The sequence below is a fragment of the Nocardioides abyssi genome (assembly GCF_030412915.1).
Classification (GTDB): domain Bacteria; phylum Actinomycetota; class Actinomycetes; order Propionibacteriales; family Nocardioidaceae; genus Nocardioides; species Nocardioides abyssi.
In genome coordinates this window covers 178,065-197,482 of sequence record NZ_JAUHJR010000004.1, presented here as the reverse complement: position 1 = coordinate 197,482, position 19,418 = coordinate 178,065, and the positions used below count along the sequence as shown (strand labels likewise).

The following is a 19,418-nucleotide window of genomic DNA, read 5'->3' as shown; positions in this document are numbered from 1 at the left end:
CCTTCGATGATCGAGGACCACCATGGACACCACCTCCCTTGACACGCTCGCCGACGAGCACCTCGCCAAGGCCCGTGAGCACAGCGCCGGTCGCAGTGCCCACACCGTGTACGGCGGACAGGGTCACGCTCTGCGGCAGACCCTCATCGCGCTCGTCGCGGGCCGCCGCCTGGGCGAGCACGAGAACCCGGGCGAAGCCACGCTGTACGTCGTGCGCGGCAGGGTGGCCCTGCACGCGGGCGAGGAGACGTGGGAAGGCTCCGCGGGCACCCATGTCGTCATCCCGCAGCAGCACAGCGGCGCCCGGAGGTGATGGCGCCGGTTGCGCTTGGTAGTGCCGGCCGGTCCGGTATGTGCGTCTCTCCAGAAACGACGAATCCCACCGCACGACCTGCCTTTCAGCAGGCCACGCGGTGGGATCGGTCCCACTGACTGGTGTCCGAGGGGGGACTTGAACCCCCACGCCCTAATACGGGCACTAGCACCTCAAGCTAGCGCGTCTGCCAATTCCGCCACCCGGACGAGTGCGGAGAAAAAGTACTACAGAGGTGACGTCCCGACCGAATCGGGCCCCTCACAGGCCGGTGTCATGCTGGGCCCATGACGAGCTCCGAGGCGTCCGACCAGCAGCGCTCCTACGACCCCGCTGCCGAGGTCGTCGAGCTGTGCCGGGACCTGATCCGCATCGACACCTCCAACTACGGCGACGCCGAGGGCCCGGGGGAGCGGAAGGCGGCCGAGCACGTGGCGACGCTGCTCGACGAGGTCGGCATCACCTGCGAGGTCATCGAGTCCGAGCCGGGCCGGACCTCCCTGGTCGCCCGGTGGGGCGGGGCCGACCCGAGCCGCACCGACGCGCTGCTGCTCCACGGCCACCTCGACGTCGTGCCCGCGGCGGCCGAGGACTGGCAGGTCCACCCGTTCTCCGGCGAGGTGCAGGACGGCTACGTGTGGGGCCGCGGCGCGGTCGACATGAAGGACTTCGACGCGATGCTGCTCTCCGTCGTCCGCGCCCGGCAGCGCGCCGAGCAGGTGCCGGACCGGCCGGTGGTGCTCTGCTTCACCGCCGACGAGGAGGCCGGCGGCCACAAGGGCGCCCAGGTCATCGTCGACGAGCACGCCCACCTGCTCGAGGGCGTGACCGAGGCGGTCGGCGAGGTGGGCGGCTTCTCCGCCACGGTCCGCGGCCGCCGCGTCTACCTCATCGAGGCGGCCGAGAAGGGCATGGCCTGGATGAAGCTCACCGCCCGCGGCCGCGCCGGCCACGGCTCGATGATCAACACCGACAACGCCGTCACCCGGCTCACCGGCGCCGTCGCGCGGATCGGCGCGCACCAGTGGCCGGTGCGGCTGACCCCGACGATGGAGGTGCTGCTGGCCACCGTCGCCGACCTGGCCGGCACCGAGGCCACGCCGGAGAACGCGCCCGCCCTCATCGAGGAGTTCGGCGGTGCCGCCCGCATGCTCGGCGCGGTCATCAGCAACACGACCAACCCGACGATGCTCTCGGCCGGCTACAAGGTCAACGTCATCCCGACCGAGGCCACGGCGTACGTCGACGGGCGCTTCCTGCCCGGGTTCGAGGACGAGTTCTTCGCGACGCTGGCCGAGCTGACCGGCGAGGGCGTGGAGATCGAGCACGTCTCGCACCAGCAGCCCTGGGAGACGCCGTACGACGGGGACCTCGTCGCCGCCATGACCCGCTCGCTCCTCGCCGAGGACGACGAGGCGATCGTCGCGCCGTACCTCATGAGCGGCGGCACCGACGCCAAGCACTTCCGCAGGCTGGGCATGCGTTCCTACGGCTTCGCGCCCCTGCGCCTGCCCGCCGACCTCGACTTCACCGCGCTGTTCCACGGTGTCGACGAGCGGGTGCCCGTCGACGCGCTGGAGTTCGGCGCGCGGGTCTTCGACCGGTTCCTCGACCAGGTCTGAGGGCCGGCCCGCCCTCAGGCGGTGCGGATCGCCCGGATGATCCGGCGGCGCAGGATCACCCGGCGGGTGCCGTCGGCGGTGATCCGGACGCGGTCGAGCTCCCAGCCGCCGTGCTCGGCGCGCTCGACCAGCAGCTTGGTGACGACGTTGCGGGAGAACTCGCGGGAGAACGTGACCTTGTCGAACTCCCACTCGACCCCGCGGTTCAGCGGCAGACGGTGGACCCGGGACATGCCGCTCATTCTCCGGACACGTCGTCGAGGGCCGCGACGATCTCGGCTGGCAGGACGAGCCCGTCGGTGCCCAGCGCGCCCCGCAGCTGGGCCGCGGTGCGCGCACCGACGATCGGGGCGGTGACGCCGGGCTGGTCGCGCACCCAGACCAGGGCGACCTCCAGCGGCGTCCAGCCCAGGCCGTCGGCCGCGCGCGCGACGGCCTCGACGATGCCGGCGGAGCGGTCGTCGAGGTAGGTGCCGACGAAGCCCGCGAAGTGCGAGGAGGCGGCGCGGGAGTCCGACGGCGTGCCGGAGCGGTACTTGCCGGTCAGCACCCCACGGCCCAGCGGCGACCAGGGGAGCACCCCGAGGCCCAGCGCCTCGCACGCCGGGAGCACCTCGGCCTCGACGGCGCGGTTGAGCAGGGAGTACTCCACCTGGGTCGAGGCGATGACGGCCCGCCCGGGGACGGCCCGCTGCCAGGTCGCGGCCTGGGCGGTCTGCCAGCCGGTGTAGTTCGAGACCCCGACGTACGACGCCCGCCCGGTCGAGACCGCGAGGTCGAGCGCCGACAGCGTCTCCTCCAGCGGCGTCTCGTCGGACCAGATGTGCACCTGCCACAGGTCGACGTGGTCGACGCCGAGCCGCTTGAGCGACCCGTCGAGGGTGGTGAGCAGGTGGCCGCGGGAGGTGTTGTACTCCCGGCCGCCCCGCCGCGCGCTGATCCCGGCCTTGGTGGCCAGCACGACCTCGTCGCGGGGGACCACGTCACCGAGCAGCGAGCCGATGAGCTCCTCGGACGCGCCGCCGCCGTACCCGGCCGCGGTGTCGAGCAGCGTGCCGCCCGCCTCGGCGAACGCCACGAGCTGGTCGCGCGCCTCGTGCTCGTCGGTGTCGCGACCCCACGTCATCGTGCCCAGCCCCAGGCGCGAGACCTTCAAGCCGGTGGCACCCAGAGACCTGTGCTGCATGCCGACAAGGTAGTGGGCGACGTCTCGTGCGCCGCGTCCGGCTCGCGGGTGCGGTGTCCGTAGGATCGACGCCCGTGTGGGACTTCCTCCAGGCCGTCGTGCTGGGCACGATCCAGGGACTGACCGAGTTCCTCCCGATCTCGAGCAGCGCGCACCTGCGGATCTTCCCCGAGCTCTTCGGGTGGGGCGACCCGGGTGCGGCGTTCACCGCAGTGATCCAGATCGGGACCGAGCTGGCCGTCCTCATCTACTTCCGCCACGACATCTGGCGCATCGCGTCGGCGTGGCTGCGCTCGCTGGTCAGGCCGGAGTACCGCGGCAGCCTGGACGCCCGGATGGGCTGGTTCATCATCATCGGCTCGCTGCCGATCGTCCTGCTGGGCATCGCACTCAAGGACGTCATCGAGTCCGACTTCCGCAGCCTGTGGATCATCGGCACCACGCTCATCGTGCTCGGTGTCGTGCTGGGCGTCGCCGACCGGATGAGCGCGTCGAACAAGACGATCAAGCAGATGAACCTGCGCGACGCCGTCCTCATGGGCCTGGCCCAGGCGTGCGCGCTCGTGCCCGGCGTCAGCCGCTCCGGCGCGACGATCTCGATGGGCCGCGTCCTGGGCTACGAACGCGAGGCCGCCACCCGCTACGCCTTCCTGCTCGCCATCCCTGCCGTCGTCGGCGCCGGCCTCTTCGAGCTCAAGGAGATCCCGCACGGCGACAACACCTACGGGTGGGGACCGACGATCACCGCGACGATCGTCTCCTTCGTCGTGGGGTACGCCGCCATCGCCTGGCTCCTGCGGTACGTCTCGACCCGCTCCTACGCGCCGTTCGTGCTCTACCGCGTCGGGCTCGGCGCGGTGGTGCTCGTCCTCGTCGGCACGGGCGTGCTGGCCGCCTGACCTCCGGGCTGCCCGACCTCCGGGCCGCTCGGGCGGTCGGTAGGTCAGCCGCAGTCGCCGCCGCCCGATCCGCCGCAGTCCCCGCCCGCGCCGCCGGCGTCGACGGGCCCGCCCGCGAACCACGCGCTGCCGCTCGTGCGCCCGCCCGCCGCGCCCGCGCCCCGGCCGGGCAGCGGGGTCACGACGGCGTAGACCAGCACGGCGGCGATGCCGGCGCCCAGCAGACCGAGCAGCGACACCTGCACCACCCGGGCAGTGTCGTCCGCGGTCGCCGCCGCCCACGTGCAGCCGGCCAGCACGACCACGACGAGCAGGGCAGCCAGCGCCCAGGCCGCGCGGGGCCGGGCTGCGGTGCCGATCCCCGTGCCGGTGGCGGTGGCGGTGTCGCGCAGGTCGTCCATGACCAGAGTGTGCGCCGGGTGCCGGCCGTTGACCAGGGGTTCGACGGCTACAACCAGCCGGACCGCTTGAAGAACACCCACAGCACCGCCGAGGACCCGACCATCAGCGACAGGGCGAACACGTAGCCGAAGGTCCAGTGGAGCTCGGGCATGTGGTCGAAGTTCATGCCGTAGACGCCGGCGATGAGCGTCGGTACGACGACCAGGGCGGCGCCTGCGGAGATCTTGCGCATGTCGTCGTTCTGCTGCACCGAAATCCGGGCCACCTGGGCGTCGAACGCCGAGGACAGCAGGGTCTCCAGGTTGTCGACGACCTCGCCGACCTGCGAGAGGTGGTCGAGCACGTCGCGGAAGAACGGCGCCGCCGTCGTGTCGATCCCCTCGACCTCGCCCGCGGCCAGGCGGCGCATCGGCTCGCGCAGCGGCTGGACGGCCCGGCGGACCTCGGCGATCTCGCGCTTGAGCACGTAGATGCGGACCGAGTCGTCGGAGCGCGTGGGGGAGAAGACCGAGTCCTCGACCTCGTCGACGTCCCGCTCCAGCTCGTCGGCGACCTCCCGGTAGGCGTCGACGACGGTGTCGCACACGGCGTACACGACCGCGGAGGGACCGTGGTCGAGCACCGCCTGCCGCGACTCGAGGTACTGACGGGCCGACTGGAGCTCCGAGCCCTCGCCGTGCCGGACGGTGACGACGAAGTCGGGCCCCACGAACAGGTTGATCTCGCCGGTCTCGACCGCGTCGTCGGCGTCGACGTACCAGAGCGTCTTGAGCACGAGGAAGAGGCTGTCGTCGTAGTGCTCGAGCTTCGGCCGCTGGTGGGCCTTGACGGCGTCCTCCACGGCGAGCGGGTGGAGGCCGAAGGCGGCGGCGACCTTGGCCAGCTCCTCCGCGTCGGGCTGGTGCAGGCCGACCCAGACGAAGTCGCCCTCCTCGCGCACCTGCTGGCGCAGCTGCTCGTAGTCGTGGGCGCCGCAGTCGGCGGCCACCCGCGAGCCGTGTCGGTAGAGCGCGCTGTCGACGATCACGCCCGGAACGGTACGACGTGGCGACCAGTAGGGTTCGACGCCATGGCCACCGTGATCCTCGTCCGCCACGGCCGGACGACCGCCAACGCGAGCGGCATGCTCGCCGGTCGGATGCCCGGGGTGAAGCTCGACGCGACCGGTCAGAAGCAGGCCGCCCGCGCCGGGGAGCGGATGAAGGACCTGCCGGTGCACGCGATCGTCAGCAGCCCGCTCGAGCGGTGCCGCCAGACCGCCAAGGCGATCATGGGCGCCCAGAGCCCGCCGCTGACGCTGGTGACCGAGAAGGGCATCACCGAGTGCGACTACGGCGAGTGGCAGGGCCGGCAGCTGCGCGACCTGGCCAAGGAGAAGCTCTGGTCGACCGTGCAGTCCCAGCCGTCGGCGGCGGAGTTCCCCGGCGGTGAGTCGCTGGCCGCGATGCAGGCGCGGGCCGTCGCCGCCGTACGCCGCCACGACGCCGCCGTCGAGGCCGCCCACGGCGCCGGCGCGGTCTGGGTCGCCGTCAGCCACGGCGACATCATCAAGTCCGTGCTGGCCGACGCCCTCGGCATGCACCTCGACCTCTTCCAGCGGATCAACATCGACCCCGCGTCGATCTCGATCGTCCGCTACACCGGCACCCGGCCCTACGTGCTGGCCACCAACACCCACTCCGGGGACCTGTCCTGGCTGGCCCAGAAGCCGGCCCGCAAGGCCCGCACGGGCAAGCGGGCGGCCACCGCCCCGGACGCCGGTGCCGCCGTCGGCGGCGGTGCCGGCCCCTCCGTCGCCTCCTGAGGATCCGGTGGGCGGCCACCGCCCGCGCGGTGCTGGGACGGCCTCATAGGGTGGAGACATGGCACCACTCGTCCACGGGTTCGACCCGCCGGAGCGCTTCGTCACCGGCACCGTCGGGCCTCCGGGGTACCGCACGTTCTTCCTCCAGGCCCGCAGCGGCGTCAAGCTCGTCAGCGTCGCGCTGGAGAAGCAGCAGGTGGCGGCCCTTGCCGAGCGCATCGACGAGCTGCTGGACGAGGTCATGGGCAGCGAGCGCAACACCGCGATGATCCCGGCGGTCGCGCCGCTGGACCTCGAGGACGCCGAGCCGCTGGAGCAGCCGATCGAGGAGGAGTTCCGCGCCGGCACGATGACGCTGTCGTGGGACCCCGACGACGAGCGGGTCGTGATCGAGGTCTTCCCGTTCACCGAGGCCGCCGTGGTCTCGCCCGACCAGGTCGACGAGGACTTCGAGGAGCCCGAGCCCGACGAGGTGCTGCTGGTCCGCATCCCCGCGGGGCTCGCGCGGGCGTTCGTCAAGCGCACCGAGCAGGTGCTCGAGGCCGGCCGTCCGTCCTGCCCCTTCTGCGGGCTGCCGATCGACCCCGACGGCCACCTGTGCGTCCGGGCCAACGGGTTCAAGCGCCGCGACCCGTGACCACCGCCGACGACACCGGCGTGGACCTGCTCGGCGACGAGCTGGTCCTGCACGGCCGGATCATGCCGGCCAGCAACGCGACGTTCCTCGGCGCGATCGGGGACGTCAAGGTCGTCTACAAGCCGGTGGCGGGGGAGCGGCCGCTGTGGGACTTCCCCGACGGCGACCTGGCCTCGCGGGAGGTCGCGGCGTACGCCGTCTCCGAGGCCACGGGGTGGGACGTCGTCCCCGAGACCTGGCTGCGCGAGGGACCGCACGGCCTCGGGATGGTGCAGCGCTGGTGCGAGCCCGACCCCGAGCAGGCGGCGGTGGAGATCGTCGCGCACGGCGAGGTGCCGCCGGGGTTCCTCCACGTCTTCGACGGTGTCGACGGCCGCGACCTGCCGGTCAGCCTGGTCCACGAGGACACCGCGGCGCTCCGGCGGATGGCGGTCTTCGACGTGGTCGTCAACAACGCCGACCGCAAGGGCGGCCACGTGCTCGAGATGGCCGACGGGCACCGCCACGGCGTCGACCACGGCATCGCATTCCACCACGAGCACAAGCTGCGCACCGTGCTGTGGGGCTGGCTGGGCGAGCCGCTGCGCGACGAGGACGTCGAGGTCGTCAGCCGGGTCCGCGCCGCGCTGGGCGGGTCCCTCGGTGACACCCTCGCCCCCCTGCTCACCGACCGGGAGATCACCGCGCTGGAGCGGCGCTGCGCGCGCCTGCTCGACCGCGGCGTGATGCCCGCCCCGCACGGCGAGATGCCCGCGATCCCGTGGCCGCCGTTCTGACCCGACCGCTCGTCGGGGCGCGGCCCCCGGGTCGTTAGGCTGCGGACCATGCGCGCCTGGCCGTCCCCGGAGGTCCCCACCCTGCCCGTGAAGGGTCCCGAGGTGTCGGTCCACGACACCGCGACGGGCGCGCTCGTCGCGACCACCCCGGAGGGGCCCGCACGCATGTACGTCTGCGGGATCACGCCGTACGACGCCACCCACCTGGGCCACGCCGCGACGTACGTCGGCTTCGACCTGCTCAACCGCGCCTGGCGCAACGCCGGCCACGAGGTCCGCTACGTGCAGAACGTCACCGACGTCGACGACCCCCTGCTCGAGCGCGCCACCAAGGTCGGCACCGACTGGGTCGAGCTGGCGGAGCGCGAGACCGAGCTGTTCCGCCAGGACATGACCGCCCTGCGGGTGCTCGCGCCCGACGAGTACATCGGTGCGGTCGAGTCCATCCCGCTCGTGCTCGACGTGATCGAGCGGCTCCAGGCCGCCGGCGCGGTCTACCGCGTCGAGGACGACCTCTACATGTCGGTGACCGCCGACCCGGCCTTCGGGCAGGAGTCCGGCTGGGACCGCGAGACGATGCTGCGGATCTACCCCGAGCGCGGCGGCGACGTCGACCGGCCCGGCAAGAAGGACCCGCTCGACTGCGTCGTGTGGCGCGGTGAGCGCGAGGGCGAGCCCTCGTGGCCCAGCCAGTTCGGCCCCGGCCGGCCCGGCTGGCACGTCGAGTGCACCGCGATCGCGCTGGAGCACCTCGGCGGCGCCTTCGACGTGCAGGGCGGCGGCAGCGACCTGGTCTTCCCGCACCACGAGATGTGCGCCGGCCACGCCCAGGTCGTCGACCCCGGCACCCCGTTCGCCCAGACCTACGTCCACGCCGGGATGGTCGCCTACGACGGCGAGAAGATGTCGAAGTCGCGCGGCAACCTGGTCTTCGTCTCCGCCCTGCGCAACAGCGACGTCGACCCGATGGCGATCCGGCTCGCGCTGCTGCGCCACCACTACCGCGCCGACTGGGAGTGGACCGACGCCGAGCTCTGGGACGCCGTCGACACCCTCGCCGACTGGCGCCGCGCTCTCGCACTCGGCGCCGGCGCCCCCGCCGCCCCGGTCGTCACCGAGGTGCTCGAGGCGCTCGCCGCTGACCTCGACGCCCCTCGCGCCGTCGCCGCCGTCGACCGCTGGGTCCGCGCCACCCTCGGCACCGACGGCCTCGCCGACACCAGCGACCCCGACGCCGCCGTCTCGATCATCGCCGTGCTCGACGCTGCGCTGGGGCTGTCCGTCTGAGCGTCGCCGGGCGGCCGGAGGGGGTGCAGGAGTCACCGGTTAACCGGTGACCCCTGCACATATCGGGGTAGATCTGCCCCGATATGTGCAGGACTGCCCCGATATGTACGGCGACTGCGCGACGACTGCGCGACGGCAGCGCGACGGTCGGCGAGCCGCCGCGGACACGTCGGCCACTCGACGTACGCCGTGCGGGCGCCGCCGTCAGCACCCAGCGGCGGGGATCAGCCCGCGCCGCCGCCGGGCTCGTCACCACGCCGCTTGAGGTACCGCTCGAACTCCCGGGCGATCGCCTCGCCGGAGGCCTCGGGCAGGTCGGTCGTGTCGCGGGTCTCCTCGAGGGCGCGGACGTAGTCGGCGACGTCCTCGTCGTCCTCGGCGAGCTCGTCGACGCCGCGCTCCCAGGCGCGGGCGTCCTCGGCCAGGTCGCCGAGGGGGATCGAGACCTCGAGCAGGTCCTCGAGCTGGCCGACGAGCGCGAGGGTGGCCTTGGGGCACGGCGGCTGCGCGACGTAGTGCGGGACGGCCGCCCAGTAGGAGACGGCGGGGATGTCGAGGCGCACGCAGGCGTCCTGGAAGACCCCGACGATGCCGGTGGGCCCCTCGTAGGTCGACTGCTCGAGCTTGAGCCGATCGACCAGGTCGGGCTCGGTCGCGGTGCCGGTGACGGGGATCGGCCGGGTGTGGGGGGTGTCGGCGAGCAGCGCGCCGAGCGTGACGACCAGCTCGCCGCCGAGGTCGTCGCAGGCGGCGAGCAGCTCGGCGCAGAACTGGCGCCAACGCATGTTGGGCTCGATGCCGCGCACGAGGATGACGTCGCGGTCCAGGTCCGGGGGAGAGGCGATGGCGATCCGGGTGGTGGGCCAGGTGATCCGCCGGTGGCCGAGCTCGTCGGTGCCGACCACGGGCCGGTTGACCTGGAAGTCGTAGAACTCCTCGGGGTCGATCGCGCCGACGACGCGCGCGTTCCAGACCTCCATGAGGTGGTCGACGACCGACGACGCGGCGTCGGCGGCGTCGTTCCAGCCCTCGAAGGCGGCGATGACCACGGGGTCCACCAGGTCGGGCAGGTCGTCGATCTCGATCACCCATCCAGGGTAGTCACGGCCCGGGATTTCACCGGTCGCGACGCCCGGTGCCACGATCTGAGAACCCTGTCCAGCACTCGGACGCTCTTCCTACGCTGGACGCCCCTGCCCGGAAGGAGCTGGCGTGCCCGATCTTGCACCGCCGAACCACCGACCCGACGCCACCGAGGCGCTGACCGCGATGCTGCGGGAACGGGTCATGGTGATCGACGGCGCCATGGGCACCGCGATCCAGCGTGACCGTCCCGACGAGGCCGGCTACCGCGGTGAGCGGTTCGCCGACTGGCCCAGCGACGTCGTCGGCAACAACGACCTGCTCACGATCACCCAGCCGCAGATCATCGAGGCCATCCACCGCGAGTACCTCGAGGCCGGGGCCGACGTGCTGGAGACCAACACCTTCAACGCCAACGCGATCTCGCTCGGCGACTACGGCATGGAGGAGCTCGCCTACGAGCTCAACCTGGAGTCCGCCCGCCTGGCCCGCCGGGCGTGCGACGCCGTCGAGACCCCCGACAAGCCGCGGTACGTCGCCGGCGCGCTCGGTCCGACCACGCGCACGGCCTCAATCTCGCCCGACGTCAACGACCCGGCCACCCGCAACGTGACCTACGACCAGCTCGTGGCGGCGTACACCACCGCCGCCCGCGGCCTCGTCGACGGCGGCGCGGACCTGCTCGTGGTCGAGACGATCTTCGACACCCTCAACGCCAAGGCCGCGATCTTCGCCCTCGAGACGCTCTTCGAGGACCTCGGCCGCCGGTGGCCGGTCATCATCTCCGGCACGATCACCGACGCCTCGGGCCGCACCCTGTCGGGGCAGACGACCGAGGCGTTCTGGAACTCCGTGCGCCACGCCCGTCCGCTCGCGGTCGGCCTCAACTGCGCGCTCGGCGCGAAGGAGATGCGCCCCTACATCGCCGAGCTCAGCCGGGTCGCGGACACGTTCGTGAGCTGCTACCCCAACGCGGGCTTGCCCAACGCGTTCGGCGAGTACGACGAGGCCGCGGAGGAGACCGCCGCCGTCGTCCGCGAGTTCGCCGAGGCCGGCTTCGTCAACCTCGTCGGGGGCTGCTGCGGCACCACCCCCGCCCACATCGGCGCGATCGCCGGGGCCGTCGAGCAGGCGACCCCGCGAGAGGTGCCGACCGCCCGCCCGGCCATGCGGCTCTCGGGCCTCGAGCCGTTCACGATCGACGAGGACTCGTTGTTCGTGAACGTCGGCGAGCGCACCAACATCACCGGCTCGGCCCGCTTCCGCACGCTGATCAAGGACGGCGACTACGACACCGCCCTGTCGGTCGCCGCGCAGCAGGTCGAGAACGGCGCGCAGGTCATCGACATCAACATGGACGAGGGGATGATTGACGGCGTCGCCGCGATGGACCGCTTCACCAAGCTGGTGGCCAGCGAGCCCGACATCAGCCGCGTGCCGGTCATGGTGGACTCCTCGAAGTTCGAGGTGATCGAGGCCGGGCTGAAGAACGTGCAGGGCAAGGCGATCGTCAACTCGATCTCGATGAAGGAGGGCGAGGAGTCGTTCCGCGCCCACGCCCGGCTGTGCCGCAAGTACGGCGCCGCCGCGGTCGTCATGGCCTTCGACGAGGACGGGCAGGCCGACGACCTCGAGCGCCGCAAGGCCATCTGCGGGCGGGCCTACCGGATCCTCGTCGACGAGGTCGGCTTCCCGGCCGAGGACATCATCTTCGACCCGAACGTCTTCGCCGTCGCGACGGGCATCGAGGAGCACGCGTCGTACGGCCTGGACTTCATCGAGGCCACCCGCTGGATCAAGGAGAACCTCCCCGGCGCGAAGGTCTCCGGCGGCATCTCCAACGTCAGCTTCTCCTTCCGCGGCAACAACCCGGTGCGCGAGGCGATCCACGCGGTCTTCCTCTTCCACGCCATCCGCGCCGGGCTCGACATGGGCATCGTCAACGCGGGCGCGCTGGTGGTCTACGACCAGGTCGAGCCGGAGCTGCGCGAGCGGATCGAGGACGTCGTGCTCAACCGGCGTCCCGACGCCGCCGAGCGGCTGCTCGAGATCGCCGAGTCGCACAACCGCAAGGGCGAGGCCGCGGAGGCGACCGCCGAGGAGTGGCGCTCGCTGCCGGTCGGCGAGCGGATCACCCACGCGCTGGTCAAGGGCCTCGACACCCACGTGGAGGCCGACACCGAGGAGCTCCGCCAGGAGATCGCGGCCCGCGGCGGCCGCCCGATCGAGGTGATCGAGGGGCCGCTGATGTCCGGGATGGACGTCGTCGGCGACCTCTTCGGCGCCGGCAAGATGTTCCTGCCGCAGGTGGTGAAGTCGGCGCGGGTCATGAAGAAGGCCGTCGCCTACCTCATCCCGTTCATCGAGCAGGAGAAGCTCGACAACCCCGAGCTCGCGACCGCCAAGGACACCAACGGCACCATCGTCATGGCCACCGTCAAGGGCGACGTCCACGACATCGGCAAGAACATCGTCGGCGTGGTGCTGCAGTGCAACAACTTCGAGGTCATCGACCTCGGGGTGATGGTGCCGGCGCAGAAGATCCTCGACACCGCCGCCGAGGTCGGCGCGGACGTCATCGGGCTCTCCGGGCTGATCACCCCGTCGCTCGACGAGATGGTCTCCGTCGCGACCGAGATGCAGCGGCTGGGCCTGAAGATCCCGCTGCTCATCGGTGGCGCGACCACCTCGCGCGCCCACACCGCGGTCAAGGTGGACCCGCGCTACGACGCCCCGGTCGTCTGGGTCAAGGACGCCTCGCGGTCGGTGCCGACCGTCGCCTCGCTGCTCCACCCCGAGCGCCGCGTGGGGCTGCTCGCCGACCTCAAGGCCGACTACGACTCGCTCCGTGCGCGCCACGCGACCAAGCAGGACCGGCCCCAGCTGACCTACGCCGACGCGTGCGCCAACGCGACGCCGATGGACTGGGAGGGCTACGTGCCGCCCGCACCCAAGCAGGCCGGCGTGCACGTGCTCGACGACTACGACCTCTCCGAGCTGCGGGCCTACATCGACTGGCAGCCGTTCTTCAACGCCTGGGAGATGAAGGGGAAGTTCCCCGACATCCTCAACAACCCCACCACCGGCGAGACCGCCCGCAAGCTGTACGACGACGCGCAGGCCATGCTCGACCGGATGGTCGAGGAGAAGTGGGTCACCGCCCGCGGGGTCTACGGCTTCTTCCCGGCCAACGCCGAGAGCGACGACGTCGTGGTGTGGGACGACGACGAGCGGCGCAGCCGCCGCACGGTGCTGCACCAGCTGCGCCAGCAGGGCGAGCACCGCGCGGGCATCCCCAACCGGTCGCTCGCCGACTACATCGCCCCCGTCGACACCGGTCTCGCCGACCACGTCGGCGCGTTCGCGGTGACGGCCGGGATCGGGCTGCCCGAGCGGGTGCAGCAGTTCCGCGCGGACCTCGACGACTACAGCGCGATCCTCCTCGAGGCGCTCGCCGACCGGCTCGCCGAGGCGTTCGCCGAGCGGCTCCACGAGCGGGTGCGCACCGAGCTGTGGGGCTACGAGCCGGCCGAGGCGCTGACCAACGAGGACCTCATCGCCGAGCGGTACGCCGGCATCCGGCCCGCACCGGGATACCCCGCGTGCCCCGACCACACCGAGAAGCAGACCATCTGGGACCTCCTCGACGTGGAGGCCGGCACCGGGATCCAGCTCACCGAGTCGATGGCGATGTGGCCCGGGGCCTCGGTCTCCGGGATCTACTACAGCCACCCGCAGTCGCAGTACTTCGTCGTCGGCCGGCTCGGCCGCGACCAGGTGGCGGCGTACGCCGAGCGCAAGGGATGGACGCTCGCCGAGGCCGAGCGCTGGCTCTCGCCGAACCTCGGCTACGACCCGGAGGACTGATGGGCGGCCCCACGCGTCCCGCAGCCGTGCTGTGGGACATGGACGGCACGCTCGTCGACACCGAGCCGTACTGGATCGAGACGGAGTTCGCGCTCGCCGAGCGCTTCGGCGGCAGCTGGTCGCAGGAGCACGCGCTCGCGCTGGTCGGCAACGACCTGCTCGTCTCGGCCCGCTACATCCGAGAGCACATGCCGCTCGACCTGCCGCCCGAGGAGATCGTGGAGCTGCTGCTCGACGGCGTCGTGGAGCGGGTACGCCGCAGCGTGCCGTGGTGCCCGGGTGCGCGCGAGCAGCTGGTCGCCCTGGCGGAGGCCGGCGTGCCGTGCGCGCTGGTGACGATGTCGTGGACCCGCTTCGTCGAGCCGATCCTCGAGCAGCTGCCCGAGGGCACGTTCGGGGTGGTCGTGACCGGGGACCGCGTGACCCACGGCAAGCCCCACCCCGAGCCGTACCTCACCGCCGCCGCACGGCTGGGCGTCGACCCCGCCGACTGCCTGGCGGTCGAGGACTCTGCGACGGGAGCGACGTCGGCGGGGGCCGCCGGCTGTGAGGTGCTCGTCGTCCCCAACCACGTCGCCGTGCCGCCGGGGGAGCGGCGCTCGTTCGCCTCCTCCCTCGCCGGGCTCGACCTGGACGCCGTCTGGCACGCCGCCCGGTCGGGCCGGCGCGTGACCATCCCCGCCGCACGCTGAGCCCGCGTAGGCCTTCGTGGTCCTAGTACCTCCGGGCAATGGCGAGGTGCCCGCCGGCCACGCCAGGATGGTGCCTGCTTCGGGGGCGCTGGACTCCCAGCGCCTGGGAGAGGTCCACATGTTCGTCCGTCGCAGTCCCGCCATCGTGCTCGGCCTCGTGCTGGGTGCAGCGGCCCTCGTTCCCGCTCCGGCGGTGGCGAGTGATGGCGGGGCTGCGGAGGACGGGACCCCCGTCCAGAGCACCGTCGTCGCCGACGGCCTCATCCCGACGCCCGGGGCCGACGGCCTTCCGGCCAAGCGGCTGAAGGACACCCAGGACAGTGCGTGGGGCAACTGCCAGGGCAGCAGCAAGGTCAAGCTGCGCACTACAGTCATGAGCAACGCCGAGATCGAGGTCGTCGGCGTGGTCTTCAGCGACGACGACGACGTGTGGTCCTGGAAGTTCAAGCACAACGGTGACTTCTCGTTCATGGGCGAGGTCAAGGCCAAGGACGCGGACCGGTCCTTCCGCATCGTCCGCTTCATGCTCGACCTCAGCGGTGCGGACGACGTGCTCTTCCGTGCGCAGAACGACAAGACCGGCGAGGCCTGCAAGGTCCAGGCCACGGTCTGACGCCGGCCAGGCGGCTGCCTATCCTGTGCGCGCGCCGTCCGGCGCGTAGCGAGAGGTGGCGTGGTGCGGATCCTGCGCAGTCCGGTCGTGCAATTCGTGCTGTTCGCCGTCGTGACGATGGTCGTCATCATCGCGAGCACGAACGCCATCGCGCGTAGCGTCGCCGAGGACGAGGCGATCGCCGAGGCGCGGAACACCACCGAGGTGCTGGCGAGGTCCGTCGTCGAACCGGCACTCGAGGACGCGAAAGATCGAATACTGCAGGGCACACCGCGCGGTTCCGACCTCTTCCTGCAGTTCGCCAGGCGCACGCTCGTCAAGGCGCTGGACGTGCAGAACCCCCTAGCGGTCCGTTTCAACATGTGGCTCGAGGACGGCTACCTGCTCTACTCCAACCAGGGCGGCATCGCCAGCCAGTCCTTCGAGATCGGCCCTGACCGTCGACGCGTCCTCCGTGAGGGCGGTACCGGTTATGAGATCGCGAACCCCAACGACCCGGAGAACTCCGGCCCGAGAGGGCCGGTGTACCCCGAGGTGGGCTTGGCAGAAGAGGACCTCGTGCGTGTGTACACGCCGGTCGAAGTTCGAGGGCAACGGCTCCTCTTCGAGGTCTACTACTCCCTGAACCGGATCCAGGAGCGACGTGGCGAGATCCTGCTGCCGTTCCGGTGGATCACCATCGCCTCCCTGGCCGGGCTGCTCGTCATCGTCACCCCGATCCTCTGGCTCCTAACCCGCCGCCTGACCCGGGCCGGCGAGGAGCGCGAGCGCCTGCTGGTGCACGCGGTCGACGCCTCCGACGCCGAGCGGCGACGCATCGCCCGCGACCTGCACGACGGCGTGGTGCAGGACATCGCCGGCACGACGTTCTCCGTCACGGCCCTGTCCCGCGACCCGGCGGTCCCCGAGCAGGCGCGCGCGACCCTGGACGGCGCGGGCGACAACCTCCGCGACAGCCTGCGCGCGCTGCGCTCCCTCCTGGCCGAGATCCACCCGCCGGACCTCCACGCCGACGGGCTGGAGCCGGCCCTCGGCGACCTCGTCGCGCCCGCCACCAACGCGGGCATCCAGGCGTCGGTCGACGTCAGCGGGGTCGACGGGGCCTCGGACGCGGCCGTCGCCCTGGTCTGGCGCGTCGCCCAGGAGGCGGTGCGCAACGCGCTGCGCCACTCGCAGGCGACGACCGTGGCGGTCACCGTGCGCAGCGTGGACAGCCGGCTGCGGCTCGAGGTGGTCGACGACGGGATCGGCTTCGACCCCGCGGTCTCCGGCCCCGACCGCTACGGTCTCAAGGGCCTGCGCAGCCTGGTCAAGGACATCGGTGGGGAGATCGACGTGATCTCCGCGCCCGGCGCCGGCACGACCGTCCGGATGGAGGTGGCCCAGCAGTGAGCAGCACGCCGATCCGCGTGGTCCTGGTGGACGACCACGCCGTCATCCGCGCCGGCATGGCGCAGCTCCTGGCCGGCACCGACGACATCGAGGTCGTCGGCCAGGCCGAGAACGGCGAGCGCGCCCTCGAGGTCGTCCGCGAGACCGACCCCGACGTGGTGCTGATGGACCTCCAGATGCCCGGCGTCGACGGCGTGACCGCCACCCGCAACATCAAGGCCGCCGGGCTGCGCTCGGACGTGCTGGTGCTGACCTCCTACTCCGACAGCGAGCGGATCGTCGGCGCGCTCGACGCCGGCGCCGTCGGTTACCTGCTCAAGGACGCCGACCCCGACGACGTGCTCGCCGGGATCCGGTCGGTCAGCCGGGGCGAGTCGCCGATCCACCCCCGGGCGGCGCGTGCGCTGCTCGGCGTGCGGTCCGCGCCGCCGCAGGTGCAGCTGACCAGCCGGGAGACCGAGGTGCTGGGCCTGGTCCGCGAGGGGCTCGCCAACAAGCAGATCGCTCGCCGGCTCGACATCAGCGAGCGGACGGTCAAGGCGCACCTCACGTCGGCCTTCGCCCGGATCGGCGTCGTCGACCGCACCCAGGCGGCCCTGTGGGCGGAGCGCAACGGGCTCTAGGCGCCGGACGGCGCCCCAGGATCCACGGCCGCGGCAGAGTCACTGACAACGACATCACCGACAGCCGTCTCGCTGACGACGGCATCCCCGACGGCCACCCCACCGACGCCGGCGTCGCGCACGACGGGCTCGGGCAGCGGGGGAGGAGTGCCGCCCCACTCCGGGCAGAGCGACCGGTGCTGGCACCAGTCGCACAGGCGGCTGCGCCGCGGTCGCCAGTCACCGGTCTCCTCGGCCGACCGGATCGCCCGCCAGATCGCCTCGACCTTGCGCTCGGTCGCGAGCAGGTCCTGCTCGTCGGGGCGGTAGCGCAGGATCTCGCCGTTGCCGAGATAGACCAGCTGGAGGACCGCGGGCACGACCCCGCGGGTGCGCCACACGACGAGGGCGTAGAACTTCATCTGGAACAGCGCGCGCGCCTCGAACCCCGCGGCCGGCGAGCGCCCGGTCTTGTAGTCGACGATGCGGATCGAACCGTCCGGTGCGACGTCGACCCGGTCGACGAATCCGCGCAGCAGGAGCTTGGAGTCCAGGAGGCTCTCGACGTACAGCTCGCGCTCGGCCGGCTCCAGGCGCTGGGGGTCCTCGAGGGTGAAGTAGCGCTCCAGCACCGTCGCGCACGACGCGAGCCAGCGGGTGAGGTCCGGGCCGTCCTCGCCGAGCATCTCCGCCACGTCGGGGCACTCCGCGCGCAGCCGCTCCCACGCCGGCTCGAGCATGGCGTGGGCCTGCTCGGGCGTCCGCTCGACCGCGGGCAGGTCGAAGAGGTCCTCCAGCACCTTGTGCACCACGGTGCCGCGCACCTGGTCCGGCGACGGCGGCTCGGGCAGGCGGTCGACGGTGCGGAACCGGTAGAGCAGCGGGCAGGTCAGGAAGTCGCCCGCGCGACTCGGGGAGAGCGCGCCGAGCACCTCGACGCCGTCGACGGGCGTCGAGACCCACTCGGCGGGTGACGGGGCCTGCTGCACGCTCATGGGCGAGACCCTAGGCGAGCCCACGGACAGTCGCGTCGTGACCGCCCCGATACGCTGAGGTGGTGGCCGACCCCGAACCTCCCGGCGACGGCCGGGCCACCCGAGACAGCCGCCCGACCGGTCCCGCGCGCCGCCCGCCCGGCACCTTCAAGGTCGGCACCATCGCCGGAGCCGACGTCCTCGTGTCGTCATCGTGGTTCATCGTGGCCGCGCTCATCGCCGTGGTCATCGCGCCCCGGGTGGAGCAGGTCGAGCCGGGCCTCGGCGCGCTGAAGTACGTCGCCGGGCTGGCGTTCGCGGTCGTCCTCTACCTCTCGGTGCTGCTCCACGAGGCCTCGCACGCGGTGATGGCCCAGCGCTACGGCTACCCGATCAGCTCGATCACGCTGCACTTCCTCGGCGGCATGACCGCGATCGAGGCAGAGACGACCAAGCCGAAGCAGGAGTTCGCGATCGCCGTGGTCGGCCCGCTGACTTCGCTGGCGGTCGGCGCGGCGGCGTTCGGTCTGTGGTTCGTCACGCCCGACGGCCTGCTGCGCCTCGCGGTGGAGGGCCTGGCGATCGCCAACCTCCTCGTCGGCGTCCTGAACCTCGTCCCGGGCCTCCCGCTGGACGGCGGCCGGGTGCTCAAGGCGGCCGTGTGGGGCGCGACCAAGGACCCCCACCGCGGCACGATCGCCGCGGGCTGGGGCGGCCGCGTCACGGCCGTGCTGGTGCTGCTCTGGCCGCTCGCGCTCGAGCCGCTCCTCGGCGTCCGCGCCGAGCTGCTCGACTTCCTGCTCGCGTTCGTCGTCGGCCTCTTCCTGTGGACCGGGGCGACCGCGGCGATCACCTCGGCCCGGGTGCGCCGACGGCTCCCGCACCTGGTCGCGCGCGACCTCGCTCGCCGCACGCTCGCGGTGCCGGCCGACCTGCCGCTGGCCGAGGCGGTCCGTCGCGCCCAGGACGCCCACGCGGGCAGCCTGGTCACCGTCGACACCGACGGCAGCCCGCTCGGCCTGGTCAACGAGGCCGCCCTGCTCGCGACCCCGGAGGAGCGCCGCCCCTGGCTGGCGACGTCCACCGTCGCCCGCACCATCGAGCCGGGGCTGCGCCTCCCGGTGGGCCTCGCCGGCGAGGAGCTGGTGCGCGCGATCAGCCGCACGCCCGCCACCGAGTACCTCCTGCTCGAGGACGACCGTGTCTACGGCGTCCTGGTCACCGCCGACGTCGATCGCGCGTTCCGCGAGGGTCGCCACTAGGGTTCCG

19 protein-coding genes and 1 tRNA gene are annotated in these 19,418 nt (G+C 72.2%); 13 read left to right on the top strand and 7 right to left on the bottom strand.

What is annotated here, in order from left to right; genetic code table 11:
- Window positions 1-22: 22 nt before the first annotated feature.
- Window positions 23-313 carry a cupin domain-containing protein gene (locus QWY29_RS11835; RefSeq protein ID WP_300961069.1) on the top strand — a complete coding sequence of 97 codons (291 nt, stop codon included), beginning with the start codon at window positions 23-25 and terminating at the stop codon, window positions 311-313.
- Window positions 314-433: 120 nt separating this feature from the next.
- On the opposite strand, the gene QWY29_RS11830 is transcribed toward QWY29_RS11835, so the two are convergent.
- Window positions 434-522: transfer RNA gene (locus QWY29_RS11830), tRNA-Leu, on the bottom strand.
- A gap of 78 nt (window positions 523-600) precedes the next feature.
- On the opposite strand from QWY29_RS11830, the gene QWY29_RS11825 reads away from it, so the two are divergent.
- Window positions 601-1,935, top strand: coding sequence for a M20/M25/M40 family metallo-hydrolase (locus QWY29_RS11825; RefSeq protein WP_300961067.1), 1,335 nt, complete (start codon window positions 601-603; stop codon window positions 1,933-1,935).
- Between the two features lie 14 nt (window positions 1,936-1,949).
- On the opposite strand, the gene QWY29_RS11820 is transcribed toward QWY29_RS11825, so the two are convergent.
- Complete coding sequence (locus tag QWY29_RS11820; RefSeq protein ID WP_300961066.1) at window positions 1,950-2,168, bottom strand: DUF5703 family protein; 219 nt, start codon at window positions 2,166-2,168, stop codon at window positions 1,950-1,952.
- A gap of 5 nt (window positions 2,169-2,173) precedes the next feature.
- Window positions 2,174-3,121 (bottom strand): aldo/keto reductase, encoded by a 948-nt coding sequence (locus QWY29_RS11815; protein ID WP_300961065.1) that lies wholly within the window; start codon window positions 3,119-3,121, stop codon window positions 2,174-2,176.
- A 74-nt stretch (window positions 3,122-3,195) separates the two neighbouring features.
- On the opposite strand from QWY29_RS11815, the gene QWY29_RS11810 reads away from it, so the two are divergent.
- The gene (locus QWY29_RS11810; RefSeq protein WP_300961064.1) at window positions 3,196-4,020 is read left to right on the top strand and encodes an undecaprenyl-diphosphate phosphatase; all 825 of its coding nucleotides are present in this window, start codon (window positions 3,196-3,198) and stop codon (window positions 4,018-4,020) included.
- 44 nt (window positions 4,021-4,064) lie between these two features.
- Here QWY29_RS11810 and QWY29_RS11805 read toward each other — a convergent pair whose 3' ends face one another.
- Together QWY29_RS11805 and corA are read right to left on the bottom strand one after the other, a co-directional pair.
- Window positions 4,065-4,421, bottom strand: coding sequence for a hypothetical protein (locus QWY29_RS11805; RefSeq protein ID WP_300961062.1), 357 nt, complete (start codon window positions 4,419-4,421; stop codon window positions 4,065-4,067).
- A gap of 47 nt (window positions 4,422-4,468) precedes the next feature.
- A complete protein-coding gene (corA, locus tag QWY29_RS11800; RefSeq protein ID WP_300961060.1) occupies window positions 4,469-5,449 on the bottom strand; it encodes a magnesium/cobalt transporter CorA in 981 nt (326 codons plus the stop codon).
- A 42-nt stretch (window positions 5,450-5,491) separates the two neighbouring features.
- Between corA and QWY29_RS11795 the strand changes: the two genes are divergently transcribed.
- The 4 genes from QWY29_RS11795 to mshC are packed head-to-tail and all read left to right on the top strand — an operon-like array spanning window position 5,492 to window position 8,926.
- Window positions 5,492-6,226 (top strand): histidine phosphatase family protein, encoded by a 735-nt coding sequence (locus QWY29_RS11795; protein WP_300961058.1) that lies wholly within the window; start codon window positions 5,492-5,494, stop codon window positions 6,224-6,226.
- A gap of 58 nt (window positions 6,227-6,284) precedes the next feature.
- Window positions 6,285-6,863 carry a DUF3090 domain-containing protein gene (locus QWY29_RS11790; protein ID WP_300961055.1) on the top strand — a complete coding sequence of 193 codons (579 nt, stop codon included), beginning with the start codon at window positions 6,285-6,287 and terminating at the stop codon, window positions 6,861-6,863.
- Window positions 6,860-7,639 (top strand): SCO1664 family protein, encoded by a 780-nt coding sequence (locus tag QWY29_RS11785; RefSeq protein WP_300961053.1) that lies wholly within the window; start codon window positions 6,860-6,862, stop codon window positions 7,637-7,639. Before QWY29_RS11790 ends, QWY29_RS11785 begins: the two co-directional genes overlap by 4 nt.
- A 48-nt stretch (window positions 7,640-7,687) precedes the next feature.
- Window positions 7,688-8,926 (top strand): cysteine--1-D-myo-inosityl 2-amino-2-deoxy-alpha-D-glucopyranoside ligase, encoded by a 1,239-nt coding sequence (gene mshC / locus QWY29_RS11780; RefSeq protein WP_300961051.1) that lies wholly within the window; start codon window positions 7,688-7,690, stop codon window positions 8,924-8,926.
- A gap of 224 nt (window positions 8,927-9,150) precedes the next feature.
- Here mshC and QWY29_RS11775 read toward each other — a convergent pair whose 3' ends face one another.
- Window positions 9,151-10,014, bottom strand: coding sequence for a PAC2 family protein (locus QWY29_RS11775; RefSeq protein ID WP_300961049.1), 864 nt, complete (start codon window positions 10,012-10,014; stop codon window positions 9,151-9,153).
- Between the two features lie 181 nt (window positions 10,015-10,195).
- On the opposite strand from QWY29_RS11775, the gene metH reads away from it, so the two are divergent.
- From metH to QWY29_RS11750, 5 genes are all read left to right on the top strand, one after another.
- Window positions 10,196-13,876, top strand: coding sequence for a methionine synthase (gene metH, locus QWY29_RS11770; RefSeq protein WP_439117424.1), 3,681 nt, complete (start codon window positions 10,196-10,198; stop codon window positions 13,874-13,876).
- Window positions 13,876-14,568 carry an HAD family hydrolase gene (locus QWY29_RS11765; protein WP_300961044.1) on the top strand — a complete coding sequence of 231 codons (693 nt, stop codon included), beginning with the start codon at window positions 13,876-13,878 and terminating at the stop codon, window positions 14,566-14,568. Before metH ends, QWY29_RS11765 begins: the two co-directional genes overlap by 1 nt.
- Window positions 14,569-14,686: 118 nt before the next feature.
- Entirely contained in the window at window positions 14,687-15,181 is a 495-nt protein-coding gene (locus QWY29_RS11760; protein ID WP_300961042.1) for a hypothetical protein, read from the top strand.
- Between the two features lie 87 nt (window positions 15,182-15,268).
- Window positions 15,269-16,573 (top strand): sensor histidine kinase, encoded by a 1,305-nt coding sequence (locus QWY29_RS11755; protein ID WP_300961040.1) that lies wholly within the window; start codon window positions 15,269-15,271, stop codon window positions 16,571-16,573.
- Window positions 16,570-17,196, top strand: a complete 627-nt coding sequence (locus tag QWY29_RS11750) for a response regulator (protein ID WP_300961038.1) — start codon at window positions 16,570-16,572, stop codon at window positions 17,194-17,196. Before QWY29_RS11755 ends, QWY29_RS11750 begins: the two co-directional genes overlap by 4 nt.
- Here QWY29_RS11750 and QWY29_RS11745 read toward each other — a convergent pair.
- Complete coding sequence (locus tag QWY29_RS11745; protein WP_300961036.1) at window positions 17,193-18,170, bottom strand: RecB family exonuclease; 978 nt, start codon at window positions 18,168-18,170, stop codon at window positions 17,193-17,195. The two genes, QWY29_RS11750 and QWY29_RS11745, sit on opposite strands and share 4 nt — an antisense overlap.
- 62 nt (window positions 18,171-18,232) lie before the next feature.
- On the opposite strand from QWY29_RS11745, the gene QWY29_RS11740 reads away from it, so the two are divergent.
- Window positions 18,233-19,411: a site-2 protease family protein gene (locus tag QWY29_RS11740; RefSeq protein ID WP_300961033.1), complete on the top strand. Its 1,179-nt coding sequence runs from the start codon at window positions 18,233-18,235 to the stop codon at window positions 19,409-19,411.
- Window positions 19,412-19,418: the final 7 nt, after the last annotated feature.